The organism is Nitrospira sp., from assembly GCA_029194535.1.
GTDB lineage: Bacteria > Nitrospirota > Nitrospiria > Nitrospirales > Nitrospiraceae > Nitrospira_C.
The window spans coordinates 740,495-757,970 of the sequence record JARFXR010000001.1; the positions used below are offsets into that span (position 1 = coordinate 740,495).

At 58.7% G+C, this 17,476-nt stretch carries 18 protein-coding genes; 13 read left to right on the forward strand and 5 right to left on the reverse strand.

Annotated elements, in window-relative coordinates; genetic code table 11:
• Nucleotides 1-27: 27 nt before the first annotated feature.
• Nucleotides 28-348: a rhodanese-like domain-containing protein gene (locus P0111_03480; GenBank protein MDF0643067.1), complete on the reverse strand. Its 321-nt coding sequence runs from the start codon at nt 346-348 to the stop codon at nt 28-30.
• Between the two features lie 341 nt (nt 349-689).
• Between P0111_03480 and P0111_03485 the strand changes: the two genes are divergently transcribed.
• The 3 genes from P0111_03485 (at nt 690) to P0111_03495 (ending at nt 3,973) form a co-directional block, all read left to right on the forward strand.
• On the forward strand, nt 690-1,034 hold the full coding sequence (locus P0111_03485; protein ID MDF0643068.1) for a divalent-cation tolerance protein CutA: 345 nt from the start codon (nt 690-692) through the stop codon (nt 1,032-1,034).
• A gap of 84 nt (nt 1,035-1,118) precedes the next feature.
• A complete protein-coding gene (locus tag P0111_03490) occupies nt 1,119-2,144 on the forward strand; it encodes a M23 family metallopeptidase (protein ID MDF0643069.1) in 1,026 nt (341 codons plus the stop codon).
• Nucleotides 2,145-2,290: 146 nt separating this feature from the next.
• Nucleotides 2,291-3,973 carry a formate--tetrahydrofolate ligase gene (locus tag P0111_03495; GenBank protein ID MDF0643070.1) on the forward strand — a complete coding sequence of 561 codons (1,683 nt, stop codon included), beginning with the start codon at nt 2,291-2,293 and terminating at the stop codon, nt 3,971-3,973.
• A 6-nt stretch (nt 3,974-3,979) separates the two neighbouring features.
• On the opposite strand, the gene hflC is transcribed toward P0111_03495, so the two are convergent.
• The 4 genes from hflC to P0111_03515 form a co-directional block, all read right to left on the reverse strand.
• On the reverse strand, nt 3,980-4,840 hold the full coding sequence (gene hflC, locus P0111_03500; protein ID MDF0643071.1) for a protease modulator HflC: 861 nt from the start codon (nt 4,838-4,840) through the stop codon (nt 3,980-3,982).
• The gene (hflK, locus tag P0111_03505; protein ID MDF0643072.1) at nt 4,837-5,880 is read right to left on the reverse strand and encodes an FtsH protease activity modulator HflK; all 1,044 of its coding nucleotides are present in this window, start codon (nt 5,878-5,880) and stop codon (nt 4,837-4,839) included. The genes hflC and hflK overlap by 4 nt, the downstream gene beginning before the upstream one ends.
• A 416-nt stretch (nt 5,881-6,296) precedes the next feature.
• Complete coding sequence (locus P0111_03510) at nt 6,297-6,914, reverse strand: hypothetical protein (protein ID MDF0643073.1); 618 nt, start codon at nt 6,912-6,914, stop codon at nt 6,297-6,299.
• Nucleotides 6,911-7,768, reverse strand: a complete 858-nt coding sequence (locus tag P0111_03515) for a class I SAM-dependent methyltransferase (GenBank protein MDF0643074.1) — start codon at nt 7,766-7,768, stop codon at nt 6,911-6,913. The genes P0111_03510 and P0111_03515 overlap by 4 nt, the downstream gene beginning before the upstream one ends.
• Nucleotides 7,769-8,144: 376 nt before the next feature.
• Between P0111_03515 and P0111_03520 the strand changes: the two genes are divergently transcribed.
• The 10 genes from P0111_03520 to P0111_03565 all read left to right on the forward strand — a co-directional run bounded on the left by P0111_03520 (nt 8,145) and on the right by P0111_03565 (nt 17,473).
• Nucleotides 8,145-8,579 (forward strand): hypothetical protein, encoded by a 435-nt coding sequence (locus P0111_03520; GenBank protein ID MDF0643075.1) that lies wholly within the window; start codon nt 8,145-8,147, stop codon nt 8,577-8,579.
• A 254-nt stretch (nt 8,580-8,833) separates the two neighbouring features.
• Complete coding sequence (locus tag P0111_03525; protein ID MDF0643076.1) at nt 8,834-9,292, forward strand: hypothetical protein; 459 nt, start codon at nt 8,834-8,836, stop codon at nt 9,290-9,292.
• Nucleotides 9,276-9,881 carry a DNA-3-methyladenine glycosylase I gene (locus tag P0111_03530; protein ID MDF0643077.1) on the forward strand — a complete coding sequence of 202 codons (606 nt, stop codon included), beginning with the start codon at nt 9,276-9,278 and terminating at the stop codon, nt 9,879-9,881. The genes P0111_03525 and P0111_03530 overlap by 17 nt, the downstream gene beginning before the upstream one ends.
• 94 nt (nt 9,882-9,975) lie before the next feature.
• The gene (locus tag P0111_03535; GenBank protein MDF0643078.1) at nt 9,976-10,479 is read left to right on the forward strand and encodes a gluconokinase; all 504 of its coding nucleotides are present in this window, start codon (nt 9,976-9,978) and stop codon (nt 10,477-10,479) included.
• 154 nt (nt 10,480-10,633) lie between these two features.
• A complete protein-coding gene (locus P0111_03540) occupies nt 10,634-12,259 on the forward strand; it encodes a Na+/H+ antiporter (protein MDF0643079.1) in 1,626 nt (541 codons plus the stop codon).
• Nucleotides 12,260-12,374: 115 nt separating this feature from the next.
• The gene (locus P0111_03545; GenBank protein ID MDF0643080.1) at nt 12,375-13,022 is read left to right on the forward strand and encodes a DUF3365 domain-containing protein; all 648 of its coding nucleotides are present in this window, start codon (nt 12,375-12,377) and stop codon (nt 13,020-13,022) included.
• 4 nt (nt 13,023-13,026) lie between these two features.
• A complete protein-coding gene (locus P0111_03550; protein MDF0643081.1) occupies nt 13,027-13,416 on the forward strand; it encodes a hypothetical protein in 390 nt (129 codons plus the stop codon).
• Between the two features lie 147 nt (nt 13,417-13,563).
• Nucleotides 13,564-16,338, forward strand: a complete 2,775-nt coding sequence (locus P0111_03555) for a glucosidase (GenBank protein MDF0643082.1) — start codon at nt 13,564-13,566, stop codon at nt 16,336-16,338.
• A gap of 119 nt (nt 16,339-16,457) precedes the next feature.
• Nucleotides 16,458-16,889 carry a DUF2780 domain-containing protein gene (locus P0111_03560; GenBank protein MDF0643083.1) on the forward strand — a complete coding sequence of 144 codons (432 nt, stop codon included), beginning with the start codon at nt 16,458-16,460 and terminating at the stop codon, nt 16,887-16,889.
• Nucleotides 16,890-16,975: 86 nt separating this feature from the next.
• Nucleotides 16,976-17,473 carry an LEA type 2 family protein gene (locus P0111_03565; protein ID MDF0643084.1) on the forward strand — a complete coding sequence of 166 codons (498 nt, stop codon included), beginning with the start codon at nt 16,976-16,978 and terminating at the stop codon, nt 17,471-17,473.
• The last annotated feature ends 3 nt before the right edge of the window (nt 17,474-17,476 follow it).

The following is a 17,476-nucleotide window of genomic DNA, read 5'->3' on the forward strand; positions in this document are numbered from 1 at the left end:
GGATCATTCCATCGGCGACGGTACGGTTCAGTAGCGAGGAACGGTTCCATCGACTTGCGCCGACCACGCATCGATGCCTCCGACGAGATTCTTGACCTTGGTGAATCCCTGCTGCGCAAGAAAACCTGTCGCATCGGCGCTTCGCATTCCATGATGGCAGATTGCAACGATTTCCGAGTCTTGATTCAGCCGTGACAGGGAATGGGGCAGAGCGGAGAGCGGAATCAGCATTGAACCGTCGATTTTGGCCAGATCATACTCCCACTGCTCACGTACATCCAGCAACACCAACGGATCCTTCTTTTCCAGGCGAGACTTCAATTCTTGTGGTGTGATTGTGAAATTCATTGATGTGACGACCTCCTCGTCATGCTGAGTAATGGGATCATATGGAATGTATAAATCGTCTGTCAATCCAGTGCAGCGCTAGATCGTCAGAATTCACACTGTGAGGGAGAGAATTGGAACTACGACGTAGAGTACCCCATACTCACGGACGGCGCACGATTACCCCTCTGTATGTTGAGGCTTGATAAACACACGTGTCCTATAGATCTAGAGCTGGATGTATCTTGTAAGCATATGTATTAACTAATGTAATAATAGATCATCGTTTCATCGGTCCGATTGACATCCATTGCATCCCCTTATGGATTCCATTTGAAACATCGCGGAAGTTCAAATTTTTCATGACCAAACGATCTATAGCCTATCTGCTTGTTTTAACGACAGTTCCAGATCGTAAGCTTGCAGCCAAAATGGCCAAAGTTCTGGTAAGGAAGAAGCTTGTGGCCTGTGCAACCATCGTAGACAAGGCCAAGTCCTTTTACGAGTGGAAGGGGAAAATGATTCAAGACAGCGAAGTGCTGATTATCATGAAGACTACGGCTTCTCGGTATCGGATGTTGGAAAGGACAGTCAAGACGCTTCATACATATGAAGTGCCTGAAATTATTGGCCTTCCTTTGAAAAATGGATTTCCTCCGTATCTGGCATGGATTTTTGCTCAGGTGAATCGATTGAAACAAAATTGATGGTTGACCGAAGCGGCTCGCATGGGTACACTCGAACACAGTTATTAAGGTTCAGGGACGACCCCCGAAACAGGGGTGATGCTTATGGCACAAACGACTGGTGCAGAGAAGAGCGATTCCTATACGGTTGTGATCTTTCGAGGGTCTACAGCGAAGCCGTTGCGGTTCAGCTTTCCGCGGAAATTCGTTCGTAAGCTATTGATAGTGTGCGGCGTATTCATTATTGCCGACCTGTTGGTTCTATCGCACTACGTTATTAGAACAGGCGAGGTCTGGGAGCTTTCAGCCTTCCGTTCCGAGGCGATGAGTGCGCGTCAGCAAACCGCTGCCTTCTCCACCGCCATTGATGATTTAAAAAAGCGACTGAGTAGCATGAAAGAGGTGAATCAGCGGCTCCGAGTCATGCTCGGCATTGAGATGCCGAAAACCGGAGATGTGGTGAACGGTCGAGGTGGTGAGGATGGACCGCTTCCGGACGGGGATTCGCTTTCCCCATCGGCTTCCCTCAAGGGTGATGCCGGTGTTCAGCTCTCGGATACGGACAAGAGTGGGGTGCTCAATCAAGCCAGAAGCCTTGCGGCCCAGTCCGAACTCGATGAACACGAACTCCTCGCGGTGGTAAGACAGGGCATCGATTGGTTGTCACGTGAGGCCACGGTCCAAGAGCACGCCCTTCAGGAGCTGTCGCTGGCCGCTGAGCAAAAATCATCTCGATGGGCCGCCACTCCCTCGATCTGGCCTGTCAGGGGGTGGGTTACATCCGGCTTCGGGCCTCGTGTTTCTCCATTTACCGAGAAGCCGGCTTGGCATGACGGTCTTGATATTGGGGCGGCAGCGAACGCGCCGGTCCAGGCCCCCGCTCAGGGACGAGTTACAACCGTCGCATTTGACTCGAAGCTTGGGAATCTTGTGAAGCTGGATCATGGGTTTGGAATCGAGACGCTCTATGGTCACCTTGCGAAGGCCCTCGTTAAGGAGGGACAACGTGTTAAACGAGGTGATGTGGTGGGTTTAGTCGGCAGCACGGGCTTAGCCACCGGCCCGCACCTCCATTATATGGTCAAAGTAAACGGTCAAACCTTCGATCCCACAAGATATATTCTCGACTAGGACGACCAGAGCAAAGGCTGCAGACTGCCCTGCTCTATAGCGCGCTACGAATTTCCAATATTCGTAGCGCGCTCATTTTTTGGCAAAGGCGATCGAGTTCGAAGGAGTCAGGGTGTCGCGGTCCAAAGAACAGCGGATAGCATCTCATGAGCGACAGTGATATTGCCCGAGTGGCCAAACCTCGTCCCATTCAAGAAATCGGCAAACTTCTAGGTCTTTCTCCGGATGAGATCCATCCGCACGGACGACACATGGGGAAAGTTTCTCTCGCGGCTTTGGAACGGCTTAAACATCGACCTCAAGCTCGCTACGTGCTGGTCACAGCCATAAACCCCACACCTCTGGGGGAGGGAAAGACGACGACTTCCATAGGATTGACGATGGGGCTGTGCCGTCTTGGGCGTCGCGCGGTTGTGACCCTTCGCGAGCCTTCTCTCGGTCCTGTGTTCGGGATTAAGGGAGGTGGGACGGGTGGCGGCCGTGCACAGGTCGTCCCCATGGAGCAGATCAATCTTCATTTTACCGGCGATGCTCATGCCGTATCTGCCGCGCACAATCTGCTCTCCGCGTTCGTCGATAATCACATCTTTCACGGCAATGCACTTCGTATCGATCCTGAGCGCATTTCATGGCCGCGCACGTCGGGAATCAGCGACCGCGCGCTACGAGAGTTGATATTGGGCACAGTGATTCGAGCCCCAAAGGGTCAGTTTGTAATCTCGGAAGCTTCTGAAGTCATGGCGATTCTTGCTCTTGCCACTGGTCGCGAGGATCTGCGGCATCGGCTCAGCCGAGTAACTGTGGGTCTGACGAAGGACGGGAAGTCTGTGACTTCGAAGGATCTGAATTGTGTGGGATCCATGATGGCGCTGCTCAAGGACGCGTTGTTACCGAACGTGGTGCAAACGTTGGAGGGCACTCCTGCGTTCGTTCACACAGGACCCTTCGGAAACATCGCCCATGGAAATTGCTCGATTCTCTCCGATGCGATCGCATTGCGTTGCGCCGAGTATGTGGTGACGGAAGCGGGATTCGGGAGCGAACTCGGCGCAGAAAAGTTCTTCAACATCAAATGTCGGGTCTCCGGTCACAAGCCGGCGGCGGCGGTCGTCGTGGCGACGTTACGGGCGCTCAAGCTGCATGGCACCGGCGAGAGCATCAAGTCTGGGCAGCCGTTACCATCGTCGTTGACCGGTCCCAATATGGAGGCGCTCGAAAAGGGGTTTGCCAACTTGGAGCAGCATATCGCCAACGTGAGAACGCACGGAGTTCCGGCCGTCGTGGCGGTGAATGCCTTCAGCGGCGATTCTCAAGAGGAGCTGGAATGGGTCCGAGAACGAGCCAAGAGCGTTGGAGCGACCAACGCAGCCGTCTCAACCCACTGGTTTGACGGGGGAAAGGGGGCTGAAGCTCTGGCTCATGCAGTGATCGCTGCCGCAAATCAGCCCACATCGTTTGCACACCTGTACGAACTCGCTTGGCCGATCAAGAAAAAGATCGAGAGAATCGCCGCTGCAATGTATGGGGCGGGTGCCGTGTCCTATGAGGCTGCGGCTGAGCAACAGATTGAGCTCGCAGCCAGCCTCGGATACGGTCAGCTCCCCATCTGCATGGCCAAGACTCCGTTGTCCCTCTCTCATGATCCTGCGTTGAAAGGGCGACCGACCGGCTTCACTCTGCCGATCAAGGAGCTGCGGTTACTCGCCGGCGCGGGGTTCTTGACGGCGGTCTGTTCGGGAATTCAGCTGATGCCGGGATTGCCCAAGAATCCCGCTGGAGAACGGATCGATGTCGACGATGGGAGCGGGGCGATCATCGGGCTTTCTTAGTCGTCGTCAGCGTTGTTTGAGATAGTGGAAGAACTCTGAGTCGGGGCTTAGAACCAAGGTGGTCTTGTCCTCCAAGGATTTCTTGTACGCTTCCATCGATCGGGTAAAATCAAAGAATTTCGGATCTTGTCGATAGGCGTCCGCGTAGATGCGAAAGGCCTTGGCGTCTCCCTCTCCGCGCAGTTCTTCCGATTCTTTATACGCTTGGGCGAGTAGAATCTCCTTGTCCTTCTCCGCGTCGGACCGGATTTTTTGGGCCTCTTCGGCCCCTTCCGCCCGGTACTGCTTGGCCTGTTGTTCCCGTTCCGCTTGCATGCGCTGGAAGACGGTCTTTTCATTTTCCTGCGGAAGGTCCGCCCGTTTGATCCTCACATCCTGGATCGCAATGCCGTAGCCCGACGCCTTTTCGTTTGCCCGTTGCGTCACGACTCGCATGAGCTCGGCGCGAGCGGTTGAGACGATCTCGAGTAGATCGTGCCTGCCCAACTCCACCCGAAGCTCCGAATAAATGATGTCATGCAGCCGTTGCAGCGCTCCGCGCTGACTTTGGAAATTCTGATACACCTTCAGGGGGTCGGTGATGTGCCATTTGGCGAAATTGTCCAAAAGCAACGTTTTCTTGTCTTGGGTGATCACGTCTTGCGCGTCGGAATCATAATCCAGCAACCGTTTGTCAAAGTAGGTGACTTCCTGCGCGAAAGGCACCTTCACATATAAGCCTGGTTCCGTCACGGTACGGATGGGTTTCCCAAGCTGCACGACGATGGCAGTCTGGGTAACGTCGACTACGAACAAGGGGGAAGCGCCCAGCACAAACAACGCGAACAGCACGGCGAGCATCGCGATGGTTAAGCCTTGCTTGCTCACGGTTTGACTCCTTCCGGCGAGGGCGAAGTCTTCTTGGATTGACGGTCGAGCGGCAGATAGGGAAGCATCCGCTCCCCGGCTTTCCCATCGATGATGATTTTCTCGATTTTGGGAAGAATCTCTTCCATGGTCTCGATATAGATCCGCTTACTGATCGTGTCTTTGGCCTGGTTGTATTCCTTTAGCGTGGCGAGGAAACGGTTTGTCTCACCTTGAGCGCGGTTCAGGCGGGCCTGGGCGTAGCCTTTGGCTTGGTTGACTGTTTGGGCCGCTTCACCTTTTGCCCTGGGCAGAATATCGTTCCGATAGCCCACTGCCTGATTTATGAGTTTCTCCCGGTCTTCCTTGGCGTTTGTCACATCCTTGAAGGCCGCCGCCACCGCCTCTGGGGGGTCCACATCTTGGAGTTGGATTGCCGCAATCTGCACACCGGCTTGGTATTGGTCCAGAATCCGCTGCAACAGATCTTGAGTGTCCTGCTGAATCTGAGCCTTGCCCGTTGTCAGGGCTTCGTCGATCTTGCTCTTGCCGATCACTTCGCGCATCGACGCTTCCGCTGCCTTGCCGATGGTGTCATGGATATCCGCCACGTTGAAAAGATAATTGGCGGCTTCCTTTATCTTGTACTGCACGATGAATTCGATGGCGAGGATGTTCATGTCTCCCGTCAGCATGAGGGCTTCCTGGGGAACCATCTGCTGGCGAGCCTGCCGATCGGTCCGGAATCCGATTTCCACGCGATGGAGCTTGGCGACTTTCGGTTGGAGCACCGTTTCGATCAGAGGAATTTTCAGGTGAGGGCCGGGGCCAAGGGTTCGCACGGGAATGCCGAAACGCTTCACGACACCTTCTTCATCAGGCCCGACGATGAAGGCGCTCTGCCAGACGAGGAAGATCAGCAACCCCGCGAGGAGAATGTTCCGAACGCCTCCGGAGGGCAGGAAATTCCTGAATTGAGACTGCGCCTGCCGAAGGACATCCTCAAGCGGGTCGCTTCTCTTGCTCCAAGGATCTTTGGGGTCCCACACCATCCGAGGCATTCAACGGGAATTGTCGCGTCACTGTCGCGGGCCACCTTAGCAGACATGCCGTCGCCTGAGCAAGCCACGAAGGTCTGTCGAGCGACGGCTCTCATCCGGTGATTGCTCCGCTGCAGGAAGAGTCCGCTTCCGTCGTGCCGTAGGTGGAGCGAGGGCGCACGATGGAACTGTGCACAGGCCGGCTCAAGCCGGAGCGTCGCGCTTGCCGGGGGGATCTCGAAGAGGACAGGGGGCTCTGCGGAATCGGACAAGTCAGGGCACGTCACGTTCCCGGATTCGAGTCTCGCAACAGTTGTCAGCCGATGCGGTTGGACATGGATCTCCGACAGGATGTGACGCACGGTCTATCTCCGCGACAACAGGGCGTCTGCGATCAATAGCCGATGGCAGCGTCAGGTGACCGCTCCGGCTTGGGGCTAGTCCGGCGGCATCTTGGCCGGGTCGACCTCCAGAAGGCGATGTCGTCCATTGAACACATGCTCAATCTTGTAGAGCCGGTCTCCGACCTGCACCGTGCCGTTCACCACGTTTCCGGTGATGATCAACGACCAACTCGCCTTCGGCGCATGCTTCAGCGAGCCTCGCACTGTTGATATGTCCGACAGACGTGCCAGGCTGGAACTGACGGCGATCTCATAGGTGCCGTCGTGAAACAAGTCGATCGCGATCGGAGGAATTGGCCGCGCGGCGGCGTTTTTCAGGAGTGCTAAGAGCTGAGGGTCGAAGACGATTTCCCGTTCGCGGATGACCCAGGGCTTCTTGGGTGGAAAGGGCCGCCCTTGCGAGGCCTGGTCGCGCATCTCGCGCCAGAGCAGCGGCACCGCTGGATCGTTCGCTGCCCAAGCCGTCGCTACAAGCAGGCACAGGGTCCAGCCGGCCAGCAAACAGACCCTTCGGTGTACCTTCGCGTCCATCACGACCCCGACCCTGCTGTATGAGGCGACGGTGGGCGCAGAGTCGGGGACGGACGTATCGCGGCGAATTGTGTCCAGCGCCGGCACCATCGGCATCGGCAACGACCAGGTACGGCTCATGACGGTTTTCGCCCCGCTACTATCCGGACCGCGATCGGGAAGGTGAGTCGATCGCCGCGCCGGTATGCCGCGACCGCACGGTTCAACCGCCGCGTGGTTTCCTCCACCTGCGTCGGGGAGAGGGACGCCATGAGATTCTGGATCGGCGCGGCAAGCTCCAGCAGGCTTCTGACATACTGAGCTTCCGAGGTATAGGACCACTCACCGAGGAATTCCTGGTCCGCCACATCGACCAATCCGGCGTGCTGAAACATGTCCGCCAGCTCGCTCGGTTTGGCCAGCCGGAAAAATCCAGGAGCGGACGGATCAGGCGGTGGAACGGGAACGAAGTCTTTGATTGTCTCCATCGCGAGGCGAATAGAGGGATTCTTGTCGGCCGTCGACCAGACGGCTGCCGCGACCCATCCACCGGGCTTTAAGACCCGGCTGATTTCTGCTGCGGCTTTAGGAATCTCCGGGAGAAACATCAGGCAAAATCGACTGGTAATGGCATCGAATATGTCGGCGTCGAATGGGAGATGTGTGACATCGCCCGGTTGGAACGTGACATTGGTGAGACCCAACCGTGTTGCTTTACGGCCGGCCACCTCGAGCATCTGCTCGGCCACGTCCATGCCGGTTACATTTCCGGCAGTCCCCACCATTTCAGCCGCCAATAGTGCCGGATAACCGGTGCCGGATCCGAGATCCAGCACGCGCTGTCCGTGTTTGATGCGGGCATCACCGATCAGGCGATGGTTCACGTAGGCCATTTGCTCCTCGAAGAATTGGTCCCATTTTTCCCACCCGGAGGCCACACGATTCCAGCCCTGTCTTTGTGAGTCGATCACCTGTTGAGCGGTCAGTTGGGTCATGTGGATCTCCTCCTTTCAAAGGCGTGCGCGCTATCCAACATCGGCGCTCGATGCCGCGCCGCGTCGTCGTTCCGATATTCGCGCGTTCCTCTGTGTCAGGTTCATGGTAGGACGACGATCGATTGGTCGGGTCAACCCCTGTGTCGCAGCGTGCAGGCTTGCGGTGACGCTACCACAAATGATGCCTCCCCGCGAGTCCGCGAGCCGGGGCGACGAGACCGAATCTTCACTGCACGGTTGATTTGCCCAGAGGATAGTTTGGTACCAATAACACTCGCCGAGAGGGTGAGGTGGTCGGTTGATCCCCGCGTTGGTGAGGGTTGCTTGACCGGTATGAATGCGGCATAATATCCCGCCTAAAGACGGTAGCGACCCCGTGATCAGTGATTTTTTTGACCAGCATCGAGTACGCATCGAGCAGGTGGTCCGCCAGCCCGGATTACGGCACAGCTCGGTGCGCGTCAGTGCGGCCCCGAAGGACGAAGGGGAACGTCGTCGGGAGCCGCGCGTGGAACAGTGGAAGCCCTGTTCCTACGAGGCCAGTGAGTCACCGGACGAATTCTCTCCGACCACTCAAGTGGGAGAAACCGTCGCGCTTGATCACAGTCAGGAGGGAATCCTCCTCCTTATGGACCGCGCTCCGATGCCGACCAAGATGCTGGAAGTGCATACATCCCAGGGGCTCGGGCGAAAGACGCTGTTGGTCTTTGACGTCCGTTGGGTCAAGCCCGTTCAGGTCCCATCGGTCGGCGATTATTTTCTGGTCGGTTGCCGACGCACGTTTGGCCCCTATCATTACGTCCAATTTTAGCTGATCTCCGGTGCCGAACCGGTCCAGCATTGCCCGCCCTTACCGAACACGAGAACGCGCAATCCGATTCGGAGCCCCGACGACGCAAAAATCCGGATGTTGCGAATCGGACACCCGGTCCCATCGACAGGATCCCGGTGGGTTCGGTCAGAGCGACACCCGAGGTCCTGCCTATTGCTACGCCAAAACGATATGGTAGAGTGACGCTGCCGGCACAAATTCCTCCATTCACGCCGGGAGCAGAAGGAGGGAAGATGATGGCAAGCCGTCGACTGAGGATCCTCATGCTGTGCGGTCTGTTGTGCGGGGCATCCGTCGCGCAGGCTGAGGGCATCTTTGAAGGGCTTTTTGACAAGGCAAAGGGCAGCGCAGAACGCAAGGCGCGGGACCGCGTGAACCAGCGCATCGACCAGACGATCGATAAGGGGCTCAATAAGACAGAGGAGACGGCCCAGTGCGTGGCGACGGATCAGGAATGTCTGAAGCGGGCCAAGGAACAGGGAAAGCAAGTGAACGTGGTCACGGCCCCGCCGGCCGATTCCGTGAAGTGTGTGGCGACCGATACGAGCTGTCTCAAACAGGCACAGACACAGGGCAAGAAAGTCGAAATCGTGGAGGAATCGGAACTGGAGACGCTTCGCTGCTCCGTGACAGACGCGGACTGTCTCAAGCGCGCCAAGTCGATGGGGAAGAAGGTTGAAATCGTCGACTGACGCGTTGATGGATCGACGGGTGCGCTGCGAATGGGTCGGTGAGAAACCGCACCTGATTCGCTATCACGACGAAGAGTGGGGCAGGCCGGTTCACGATGACCGAATCCACTTCGAGATGTTGCTATTGGAGGGGGCTCAAGCCGGCCTGTCCTGGGAAACCATCCTGCTCCGCCGCGAGGGCTATCGGCGAGCATTTGCTCGGTTCAATCCCGCCAAAGTGGCGCAGTTCGACGCTCAGAAGCGGGCGGCGCTTCTGAAAGATGCCGGCATCATCCGCAATCGGCTGAAAATCGATTCGGCTGTCACGAACGCTCGCGCACTCTTGGCCGTCCAGCGGGAGTTCGGGTCGTTCGATGCCTACGTCTGGCGCTTCGTTGGAGGCGTCTCCACGCGGGGCCGGCGAACCTCGCTCCGCAAGGTCCCGACATCGACCGCCGAAAGCGATGCACTGTCCAGGGATCTCAAGCGGAGGGGCTTCCGCTTCGTCGGCAGTACGATCATCTATGCGTATATGCAGGCGATCGGTATGGTCAACGACCACACTGCGCGGTGCTTTCTCGCTTCCCGATGGCGCACACGCAGGCGGTGATGCACCGCGGCGAAGCGGTCGGATTCCGATCGGTGCATCGATACCGATGGGCCTGCACTGTACATGGCTCGGGGCGATTAACGTATCATCGAGGATGCCGGCGGAGACGCGCGTCATTATCTTGATGGGTGTGTCGGGAGCCGGGAAGACCACCATCGGTCTTCGACTCGCGCAGGAACTCAATTGGACCTTCATCGACGGCGATTCCTTTCATTCCCGTTCCAACATCGAGAAGATGTCTGTCGGTCGGCCGCTGACCGACTCTGATCGGTATCCTTGGCTTGAGCGGATATGCACCGCGATCGACGGTTGGATAGCCGAGGGAAAATCGGTCGTCTTGGCCTGCTCGTTGCTCAAAGCCGCCTATCGGGATTTTGTCCTGGACGGCCGTCGGCAGCTGGTCCAGTTGGTGTATCTGAAAGCCTCCCCCGCGTTGCTCCACGAGCGTCTACTCCATCGCTCAGGTCATTTCATGAAGGACACGCTGCTCGAAAGTCAGCTGCAGACCCTTGAAGAGCCGTGCGATGCCCTTCTCCTCGATGCTGCCGATCCGCCCGAGCAGCTGGTGCGTCGCATCCGCGCCTCATTCCATCTCTAGTCCCCACACGGCCGGTCAGGTAAGGATCCGTCCGACGGCACGGACTGCTCAGTTCCTTCGGAACTTGTTTCCTCTCGTCTTCCTTGCTATAGCAGCGTATCTTGGTCTCTCCACCGGCTCGTCCACCTCATCGACCCTACGTCAGAGGTCGTGCATGCAGAGTCTCCATCAACTCGAAGTCATCATCCTGTTGCTCGCTGCGGTCCTCGCGCTGACGACGATCGCCGAAACGATCAAGATCCCGTATCCGATTCTGCTTGTAATCGGTGGTCTCGCGTTGGGCGTCACCCCGGGCCTTCCCACCGTATCGATCGATCCCGATCTTGTATTTCTCGTCTTCTTGCCGCCGATCTTGTGGGCCGCTGCCTACTTTACGTCGCTGCGGGATTTTCGACTCAATTTGCGTCCGATTTTACTGTTGGCCGTCGGATTGGTGCTGGCGACAACCGGAGCGGTGGCAATGGTCGCCCGTGCTCTGCTGCCCGGAATCGGGTGGGCCGAGGCGATCGCGTTGGGCGCCATCGTGTCTCCGCCGGATGCCGTCTCCGCCACAGCCATCAGCAGGAGGCTGCGCATTCCTCGCCGGGTCGTCACGATTCTGGAGGGCGAGAGCCTCGTGAACGACGCCACGGCATTGGTGCTGTATCGGGCCGCCGTCGGCGCGGCGGTCAGCGGGTCGTTTCTGATGGGGCACGCCGTTCTGGAGTTTTTCTTCGCGGCCACCGCCGGGGTGGCCATCGGGGTCGGCGTCGCATTGCTCGCCCGCTGGTCCATCTGCGCCACGGAAGACGCCTATACGCACATTGCCATCACGTTGCTGTCGCCCTATATCGCCTGGATCTTGGGCGAATCGGTTCATGCCTCGGCTGTGCTGGCCTGTGTCGCGGGGGGCATTTACATGCGGCAGCAGTTCAGCAATGCCGTGGCGCCCTCGACTCGGATCCAGGCCAAGGCTGTCTGGAATCTGTTGGTCTTCCTTTTGAATGGTGTCATCTTTATCCTGATCGGATTGGAACTCGGAGCCTTGCGGGAAGCGTTGCCTGCAGGACGGTTCGGACCGGTCCTGCTGGCCGGAGCGTGGGTCAGTCTCACCGCGATCGTGGTGCGCATTGTGTGGGTCCCCTTGGGAGCCGTTGTGCCTCGATGGTTGAGTGCCGCCTTGCGCGCCCGCGATCCCATGCCCCCCCGGTCGAGCCTCTTTCTGATTGCTTGGACCGGCATGAGAGGGATCGTCACGCTGGCCGCCGCCCTGGCGCTGCCGGTGACGACAGCCGCCGGGGCGCCGTTCCCCTTCAGAACGGAAATTATTCTGATCAGCTTCATTGTGATTCTTGCGACGCTGGTGGTCCAGGGTCTTTCCCTTCCGCCGTTTATCCGTCTCTTGAGGCTCCAGGCCGATCATGGTTTGGAGCAGGAAGAAAGTTTGGCGCGTGAACATGCGGCGACCGCGGCGTTGAGTCGACTCGACCAATTGATCGGAGAGGAGGGAATCCCGGAGGACCAAGTCGAACGATTGCGTCATCAGTACACCCGGCGGTTGGAAGGATTGTCCCGAATCGGTGCGTCAAGAGCAGCGGGTGCAGGCGATTCGAACGAAGTGTTTCAGCGCCTTCACCATGAAGTGCTGACGGCGGAGCGGATGGCTCTGATCGCGCTGCGAAACGACGGGACGATCAGCGACGATATTCTCCACCACTTGGAGCAGGAACTGGACGTTGCCGCCATGCATCTGGGAGTCGGTGAGCGACGGGGGGACCACCCTCCGACGAGTCGTCGATAGCGCCGAGGAACGTTCCAAGTCCGGCGCGTTGACGGGCCACAATCGGATCGGGTAGGCTTCATGATTGGTTCAGACCTACCGATATCCGTGGTTCGTCGATCCTGGGAATTTCAGCATGCGACAGCTGCGCTGGGGTGCGGGGTTCAGTCTGGCCGGGCTGCTGACGGTACTTGGTTGGACCCTGAGTGCCGCGGAACCCTCCTTTGAAACCACCGCCCGCTACATTCTGGATGTCGTCAAGGCCTTCCGCACCGCCTACGTGCTCCAAGTCGTCGAACATACGAAGGGGAGCGGCCTTACGCCGCAGGAGGACTGGGAGAAGAATGCCCATCTCCTACCTCTTCCGGCCCAATTCGTAAAAGGGGCGGCGGATCAAGTCGACGGATTCGAGATCGGGCTCATCGGCTTGGCACCGTTGAATCCCGCCAACCGCCCCAAGACGGCTGCGGAGGCGGATGCGTTGATTCAGTTGGAGAAGAACCGGGAGCGGCGATTCGTCGGTTTCGTGGACGGCGACCAGTTCAAAGCCCTCTCGGCCGACTTGGCCTTGGTCCAGTCCTGCGTCGATTGCCACAATCGGCATCCTCGTTCGTCGCGCAGGAACTTTCAGCGCTGGGACGTTATGGGCGCCCTCGTTGTCCGCCTCAAGCGCGATGTGGGCACGGAAAGTTTCCCGCTTCCGGCGGAACCGCCGAAGCGGGTGCCGGGCACGCTCGAGCGGATGACCCCCCCACCGACATCCGCACCTCCGTGGGTTCGGTGACCGCATGCCGCGTTTGATCAACCGGCTGCTGGTGCTGATAGGTCTGCTGCTCAGCCTGCCGGCCATCGGTACGGCACAGAGCACCTCCCCGTCTTTGAACGGCACGCAGAGCATCGTCCCGCTGTCTCAACAGGCGGCGACATTGTCCGAGCCCGCGGCCGCGGCAGGAGCTGCCGGCGGGACCACGCCGGCCCAAGTTGCGCCTGGGACCAACACCGCCGTGAGTTCCAGCATCGGCAAGTCGTTCGGCACGGTCGGGCGCGGTTTGCCCGGGTTTCCCGGCGGGCCTCCGGTCAACAGCACACCGGGCGGGGGCGACACGCCCGCCTCCTTCATACGTCCGCAGACGATTCCTCCACTGCTCTGCGATCCCGCCGTCGATATTCCCTGTTGAATCCTTCTGTTCGTGACTACTGTCAAATTTGACAGTAGGCCGTCGTAATCGTTCGCTGTATAACGTGGCTGGGCCATCGGCCCGGCCGGCAGCGCCGGTCCTGAGGGATGTGTCCGATCGCGTGGAGGATGCGATGTGGAGGATGCCATGACGGAGGAACACGGTCGTCTGGAGGCGGCTCGCAAGGATACGGTTGTCTGGCGACGGTGGGGTCCGTACCTGAGCGAGCGGCAATGGGGGACGGTTCGCGAGGACTACAGCGAAAACGGGAACGCCTGGGACTATTTCACCCACGACCAGGCGCGCTCCCGGGCCTACCGCTGGGGAGAAGACGGCCTGGGGGGAATCTCCGACGACAAGCAGCGGCTCTGCTTCGCCCTGGCGTTCTGGAACGGTCGCGACTCGATCCTCAAAGAACGCTTGTTCGGCCTGACCAACAGCGAAGGCAACCACGGCGAAGACGTCAAGGAATACTACTTCTACCTCGACAGCACGCCGACCCATTCGTACATGAAATACCTCTACAAGTACCCGCAGGCGGCCTATCCCTACGAAGATTTGGTCAAGACGAACCGCGCACGCACAAGAGAAGAGCAGGAGTACGAACTCTTGGACACGGGCGTCTTCGACCAAGACCGGTATTTCGATATTTTTGTCGAGTATGCCAAGGCCTCGCCTGAAGACATCTTGATCGCCGTCACGGCGCACAACCGGGGCAAGGAGGCCGCCTCCCTGCACCTGTTGCCGACGCTGTGGTTCCGGAATACCTGGCACCACGCTCCCGGCCAAGACAAGCCGAGCCTGAGCCAAGGCCTCGAGCCGAAGGGGATGGCGGTCATCACCGCCGAGCATCCGGAATTGGGCCGCCGGTACCTTTGGTGCGAAGGCGACATTCCTCTGTTGTTTACCGAGAACGACACCAACACCGAACGCTTGTTCAATCAGCCCAACGCGAGCCCCTACGTCAAAGACGGGATCAATCAGTACGTGGTGCAAGGGCGGCAGCAGGCGGTCAACCCGATGCGCACGGGAACGAAGGCCGCGGCGCATTACCGCCTGACCATTCCCGGGGGGGAGAGCCAGACCATCCGGTTGCGCTTGACCATGTCGGCGCCTCTCGAAGAGAGCAGCGACGCTCGCAAGGACCTATTCGGAAACGCCTTCGACCGCGTGATAAGCGAGCGCCGGCGTGAAGCGGACGAGTTCTACGCCTCGATCACTCCTCCTACGGCCGGCGAGGACGCCGCACGGGTCATGCGCCAGGCATTGGCAGGGATGCTCTGGAGCAAACAGTACTATTATTTCGACCTGGACCAATGGATCAAGGAGCATGAAGCGAACGCGGGAGCAGCGGTCAAAGCGTTGCACCTACGCAATCGCCAATGGATCCATATGGTCAACGACGACGTCATTTCCATGCCCGACAAGTGGGAGTACCCGTGGTATGCGGCATGGGACTTGGCCTTCCACACGGTCGCCTTGGCCATCGTCGACGTCGATTTCGCGAAGAGACAGCTCGAGTTGATGCTGCACGAAGTGTATCTGCATCCGAACGGCCAGATTCCTGCCTACGAATGGAACTTCGGCGACGTCAACCCGCCCGTCCACGCCTGGGCCACCATGTTCGTCTATACGCTTGAGAAGCAGCGGCGCGGCGAAGGCGACATCGCGTTTCTGAAGGAAGCGTTCCAGAAGCTCTTGCTGAACTTTACGTGGTGGGTCAACCGCAAGGATCCAAGCGGGCGCAACGTCTTTGAAGGGGGGTTTCTTGGGCTGGACAACATCGGCGTGTTCGACCGCAGTGCCCCGCTGCCGACCGGTGGGAGTTTGGAGCAGGCCGACGGTACCGCCTGGATGGCCCTGTTCAGCCAGAACATGCTGCAGATCACCCTTGAACTGGCCTCCCATGATCCCGTGTACGAGGGGATGATCGGAAAATTCGTCGAGCATTTCTTCAGAATCGCGTCCTCCATGGACCGAGTCGGCGATAATCAGGATGAGATGTGGGATGAAGAGGACGGCTTCTTCTACGACCTGCTGCGCCTCCCTGACGGCGACGCGATGCGGCTCAAGGTCCGGTCGCTCGTAGGACTGCTGCCGCTGTGCGCGACGACCATCATCCCCGACGAATGCATTGTTCGGTTCCCGAATGCCACCGCGTATGCCCGGCGTTTTGTCAGTCGCAATGCCCAGCTGACCAAAACAATCGCCCCGCCGGACAAACGCGGCGTCAAAGATCGACGACTGCTCGCCATCCTGAACGAAACGAAGTTGCGCCGGGTGTTGACCCGGATGCTCGATGAGGATCGGTTCTTGAGTCCTTACGGGATTCGCTCGCTGTCCCGCCATCATCTCGAGCATCCGTTTATCTTTCAGGTGCACGGCGAAGAGTACCGCGTACAGTACTTGCCGGCTGAATCCAACACGGGGATGTTCGGGGGCAACTCGAATTGGCGCGGTCCCATTTGGATGCCGGTCAATCTCCTGATCATTCGCGCCCTGCTGATGTCTCATCTGTTCTACGGAGACGACTTCAAAGTCGAGTGTCCGACCGGATCCGGCAAGCAGATGAATCTGTTCGAGGTGGCGTGTGAATTGGCGAAGCGCCTCACGGCCATCTTCTTGCGGGACACACAGGGCCGCCGTCCGGTCTATGGAGGATCGAAGGCGTTCCAGACCGATCCGCATTGGCGGGATCACGTCTTGTTTTATGAGTATTTCCACGGCGACAATGGCGCGGGGCTCGGGGCCAGTCATCAGACCGGCTGGTCAGGTCTGGCGGGAGCCTTGATTTTCATGTTCGGACATCTGTCCGAACGGGAATGGCTTGAGAACGGCTTGGTCGTGGGGGTGACGCGTAAGGAGCCGGAGCCCTCGGCCGGGCCGGTTCCCTCGCCGACACAGGCGAAGGTGACGACATAGGTCGTCGCGACGGGCGGGCGGCAGGGGTCGGACTCGCAGCAGAGTTAAGAGGTCATATCATCGTCGCCGGCATCTCCGACATTGAGGGTATGGCCGGCAAATGTGAAAGGAGGCATCGTATGCACCGTTCCATCGTTCTCACGGGATTCTTGGTCTGTGCGTTTCTCGTCGGATCCGGCTGCTCCGGCATAGAGACGAAAGGAGTCACGGACCCATTGGTGAAGATCCTCACGCACCAATTGGATGTGACGGCCAATCAAGCCAAGGGAGGGCTGGGATCCACCCTGACGCTGGCGAAAGAAAAGCTCACGGCTCCGGACTTCGAGACGTTGACCAAGTATGTCCCCGGAACAGAGACCTACATGAAGGCGGCCAAGGATCTCGGGGCCGTCACCGGGCCGATCAACGATCGGGCCGGCTTGGAGGCCGCGTACTCCAAGCTCGGTATGAGTTGGGACAAGGTGGGAAAGTTCTCGAAAGTGTTGTCCGACTTTGTCGGCTCGGCGGGAGGCGAACAGGCTCAGGGCTTCTTGACCAGCATGATGAAGTGATGCCGAACGCGTAAAGCCCGGCGGTACCGGCTTGTCCGCGCCGCCGGGCTTCTCATACTGCGGAGCGACACGAGAGGAGTCGCCACATGGCACGAATGCGAACCGGATGGCTCATGTGCTGGTTGCTCACGTCGCTCCTGGCGTCGGGCTGCGCCACGGTGCCGCGCGACATCGAGCCTCCCAAAATCAGCATCGCCAACATCGCGCCCAAGGACCTCGCCCTCTTTGAGCAGCGGTTCGATGTCCAGCTGCGGATTCAGAACCCCAACGACAAAGAGCTGGGCATCAACGGACTGCGGTGTGACATCGAACTCAACGGCAAGGAGTTCGGCAACGGCATGTCGGGTGAGCGCGTCACGGTGCCGCGGTTCGGGTCCGAAGTCGTCAACGTCGAAGTCATTACAAGCCTGGGAAGCTTTTTGCGCCAGGTCCAGAACCTTGGGAGTGCTGGAGGTTCAGCCGAGAACAAGTTCACCTACCGGCTCAAGGGGACCGCCTTCGTCGACTCTCCAAGCAGCTTCAAATTGCCGTTCGACGAGAAAGGAGAAGTCGAGTTGCCGCTTGGGTCGGCGCCTCAGAATTAGGGG